2 protein-coding genes are annotated in these 4,442 nt (G+C 73.3%); one reads left to right on the top strand and one right to left on the bottom strand.

Annotated elements, in window-relative coordinates; all coding sequences use genetic code 11:
• Nucleotides 1-188: 188 nt before the first annotated feature.
• The gene (locus FNQ90_RS13790) at nt 189-1,547 is read left to right on the top strand and encodes a CobW family GTP-binding protein (protein WP_182606653.1); all 1,359 of its coding nucleotides are present in this window, start codon (nt 189-191) and stop codon (nt 1,545-1,547) included.
• Between the two features lie 109 nt (nt 1,548-1,656).
• On the opposite strand, the gene FNQ90_RS13785 is transcribed toward FNQ90_RS13790, so the two are convergent.
• Nucleotides 1,657-4,119, bottom strand: coding sequence for a DNA gyrase/topoisomerase IV subunit A (locus FNQ90_RS13785; protein ID WP_182606652.1), 2,463 nt, complete (start codon nt 4,117-4,119; stop codon nt 1,657-1,659).
• Nucleotides 4,120-4,442 lie beyond the last annotated feature (323 nt).

Raw genomic sequence — 4,442 nt, 5'->3', positions numbered from 1 at the left:
GTCCGGGGAGGGGCTCCGGGACTCGGCCGGGGGCCGGTCGAAAGCCGTCATCGACACAGCCGAGCCTAACCTCACTGCCGTTTCGCGGCCCGTCGGGGTGGGGCGCCCTATCCTGATCACCACCCCGTGCCGATCGGCCGGGCGGGGGTCCCGGCACCACCGGGCCGACGGAAGGGACGGACGGGACAGTGACGGCGGCACCCGGCGAGCGCCTCCCGGTGCTCGTGCTGACGGGCTTCCTCGGAGCGGGCAAGACGACCCTCCTCAACCACCTGCTGCACAACCGGCGCGGTCTGCGCATCGGCGCGGTCGTCAACGACTTCGGCAGCATCGGGGTGGACGCCCTCGCGGTCGCCGGACAGGTCGACTCGATGGTCTCGCTGGGCAACGGCTGCCTGTGCTGCGCGGTGGACACCGAGGACCTGGACGAGATGCTGGGCAGGCTGGCCGAGCCGGAGGTCGGCATCGACCTCATCGTCATCGAGGCCAGCGGGCTGGCCGAGCCGGAGGTCCTCGCCCGCATGGTGCTCGCGGCCTCCTCGCCCCGGGTGCTCTACGGCGGTCTGGTCGAGGTGGTGGACGCGGCCGAGTTCACCGCCACCCGCGAGCGGCACCCGGGTATCGAGCGGCATCTGGCGGTCGCCGATCTGGTGGTGCTCAACAAGAGCGACCGGGTGCCGGCGGACCGCCTGGAGAGCCTGCTGGGGGAGGTCCGCTCGCTGACCCGGGGTGCCCCCGTGGTCACGGCCGTCCACGGAAGGGTGGACCCCGGTCTGCTCTTCGATCCCGTGCGACGGGAGGCCGTCGGCCCCCGGCAGTTGAGTTTCGGTGACCTCCTGGCCGAGGAGGCGGCCGGGGACGCCGGAGCCCCCGGCACGTGCGCGACGGACGCCCCCAAGGGGGAGCACGCCGATCACCTGCACGCCGGCTACACCTCGCTGGCCTTCACCGCCGACGAACCCCTCGATCCGCGCCGCTTCGCCGCCTTCACCGAACGCCGCCCGGAGGGCCTGTACCGGATCAAGGGGACGGTCCGCTTCGCCCTCCCGCCCGGAGAGCCGGAGCGACGGTTCGTGATGCACGCGGTGGGGCGCTTCCTGCGCTACCGCACCGAGCCGTGGCCCGAGGGGGAGGCCCGCCGCACCGAGCTCGTACTGATCGGCGCCGATATCGACACCCGGGCGCTGCGCGCGGAACTGGAGGAGTGCGTCGGTACCGGACCGGGGGAGCCGCGTCCCGACGCGCTCTACGGCGTCCTGCGGTTCGTCGACCACCCCGATGATTCCCCGCCCGGGGACGGACGCGACGGCGGGGGCGAGGCTCCGGCGGGAGCCGTCCCCGGGACCGCCGACCCGTACGCCTCCCCCCGGGACGACGGGGCGGGCGGACCGGTGGAGCCGGGGGTCCCGTACGCCGGGGACGACGCGGGGGACCCCCGGGACGTCCGGGCCCCCGATCCGTACGACTCCGATCCGTACGAGGCCGATCCGGCGCACCGGCTCGGTGGGTCGACGGCCGGGGTGACCGTTGAGGACCCGCCGTACTGACCGGTGACGGCCGTACCGACCGACGGGGAGGGCCCGGACGGCGTTCGGACCACGGCTCGCGAACCGGGGCCGGTGCCCGACCCCGACGGGGATCGGGCACCGGCCCCGGTCAGGCCTCCCGGCGGACCGGACCGGCCATCACCGCGATCGCCTTGGGCAGCGGCGTACCCGAGCCGTCCCGGCGCGGATCGGGCTCCGGCAGGGGAGCCGCGGCCCCCGAGGCCGTCGCCGCCCGGGCGGGCGCCGGACCGGCCCAGGCGAAGGCGAGGCGCTCCTCGCCCTTCAGGAAGCGCTGGCACCGCACCCCGCCGGTGGCCCGACCCTTGCGCGGGTACTGCTCGAACGGGGTCAGCTTCGCGGTGCCCCGGGACCCCGCGGCCCCGGTGCCGGCGGCCATCGTGAAGACCACCGCCTCGACCGCCGGGTCCACCGCGGTGAAGGAGATCACCCGGCCGCCCTCCGGCAGCTTGATCCCCGTCATGCCGCCCGCCGGCCGCCCCTGCGGGCGCACCTGCGAGGCCGCGTAGCGCAGCAGTTGCGCCTCGTCGGTGATGAAGACCAGGTCCTCCTCGCCGGTGCGCAACTCGATCGCGCCCACCAGCCGGTCCCCCTCGCGCAGGGAGATGACCTCCAACTCGTCCTTGCCCGCCGGATAGTCGGGGACGACCCGCTTGACCACGCCCTGCTCGGTGCCCAGCGCCAGGCCCGGCGAGGACTCGTCGAGATTGGCCAGGCAGAGCACCCGCTCGTCATCCCCGGGGGAGACGAACTCGGCGAGCGGCGCGGCGCCGGCGAGGCCGGGGCCGGCCGCGTCGACGGGCAGCTCGGGCAGGTCCACCACCTGGAGCCGCAGCAGCCGGCCGGCGGAGGTGACCACACCGATCTCACCGCGGGTGGTGCCGGGGACGGCGGAGACGATGACGTCGTGCTTCGCCCGCTTGCCGCCGGCCCCCTGGTCGAAGGGGTGCTCCGGCCCGGTCGTGCGGGCGAGCAGTCCGGTGGAGGAGAGCAGGATCCGGCACGGCTCGTCGGCCACCTGGAGCGGCACGGCCGCGAGCGGGGCGCCGTCCTCCTGCGACAGTTCGGTGCGGCGCGGGGTGCCGAACTTCCGGGAGACCTCGGTCAACTCGGACGAGACGACCCGGCGCAGCTCGGCGTCGGACTCCAGGATCCGGGTCAGCTCGGCGATCTCGCCGGTCAGACGATCGCGCTCGGTCTCCAGCTCCAGCCGGTCGAACCGGGTCAGCCGGCGCAGGGGGGTGTCCAGGATGTGGCGGGTCTGCGTCTCACTCAGCTCGAAGCGCGCCATCAGCGCGTCCTTCGCCGCCGCGGAGTCGTCGCTGCCGCGGATGAGCCGGATGACCTCGTCGATGTCCAGCAGGGCGATCAGCAGGCCCTCGACGAGGTGGAGGCGGTCCTCGCGCCGGCCGCGCCGGTGCTCGCTGCGCCGTCGCACCACCGTCAACCGGTGGTCCAGGTAGACCTGGAGCAGTTCCTTCAGGCCGAGGGTGAGGGGCTGGCCGTCCACCAGGGCCACGTTGTTGATCCCGAAGGACTCCTCCATCGGGGTGAGCTTGTAGAGCTGGGCGAGTACGGCCTCGGGGTTGAAGCCGTTCTTGATCTCGATGACCAGCCGCAGACCGTGGTTGCGGTCGGTCAGGTCCTTCACGTCCGCGATGCCCTGGAGCTTCTTGGAGTTGACCAGGTCCTTGATCTTCGAGATGACCTTCTCCGGCCCCACCGTGAACGGCAGTTCGGTGACGATCAGGCCCTTGCGGCGAGGGGTCACCTGTTCGACGGTGGTGGTGGCCCGGATGCGGAAGGTGCCGCGCCCGTTCTCGTAGGCGTCGCGGATGCCGTCCAGGCCGGTGATCCGCCCGCCGGTGGGCAGGTCGGGACCGGGCACGAAGCGCATCAGGGTGGCCAGATCGGCGCCCGGGTGCTTGAGCAGGTGCTTGGCGGCGGCGATCACCTCGCCCAGGTTGTGCGGGGGCATGTTGGTGGCCATGCCGACGGCGATCCCGGAGGCGCCGTTGACCAGCAGGTTCGGGTAGGCGGCGGGCAGCGCGACGGGCTCCCGCTCGCTGCCGTCGTAGTTCGGCGCGAAGTCGACGGTGTCCTCGTCGATCGAAGCGGTCATCAGCTCGGCCGGCGAGGCGGAACGGCATTCGGTGTACCGCATGGCGGCGGGCGGGTCGTCGTTGCCCAGGGAACCGAAGTTGCCGTGGCCGTCGACCAGGGGCAGCCGCATGGAGAACGGTTGTGCCATCCGCACCAGTGCGTCGTAGATGGCCGAGTCACCGTGCGGGTGGAGCTTGCCCATCACCTCGCCGACCACGCGGGCGCACTTCACGTGGGCGCGGTCGGGGCGCAACCCCATCTCGTGCATCTGGTACAGGATGCGGCGGTGCACCGGCTTCAGGCCGTCCCGGGCGTCGGGGAGCGCGCGGGAGTAGATCACCGAGTAGGCGTATTCCAGGAAGGAGCCCTGCATCTCGTCCACGACGTCGATGTCGAGGATCCGCTCCTCGAAATCGTCGGACGGCGGGGTCTTCGTACTGCGGCGGGCCATCGCGGCTGGCGCTCCTTCGGCACGTGACGGACGGTCGGGACGGGCGATCCGGGCGGGCGGCACACCGCGGGGGTGGATGCCGACACGACCCCGGTGACGCGCGCCGCCGACCATTGTGGACCGTGCCGGTGACAACGAACCGCCGGACCGGTCCGGTCCGATGGCGGCGGATCCGCCCGGGGCTTCGCCCCGCGAGGGCATCCGCGCATACAGTGACAACGTCCGTCCGGGAACCGGCCCGCGGCCGGTCGCCCGGCCGGGCCACGGTACCCGGGTTTCGGGGCGTCGTGCGCACCGCCCCCGCCGATCGGCCCGGTGGGAAC

The organism is Streptomyces alkaliphilus (assembly GCF_014141535.1).
GTDB lineage: Bacteria > Actinomycetota > Actinomycetes > Streptomycetales > Streptomycetaceae > Streptomyces > Streptomyces alkaliphilus.
This window is presented reverse-complemented; position numbering and strand designations above follow the sequence as displayed.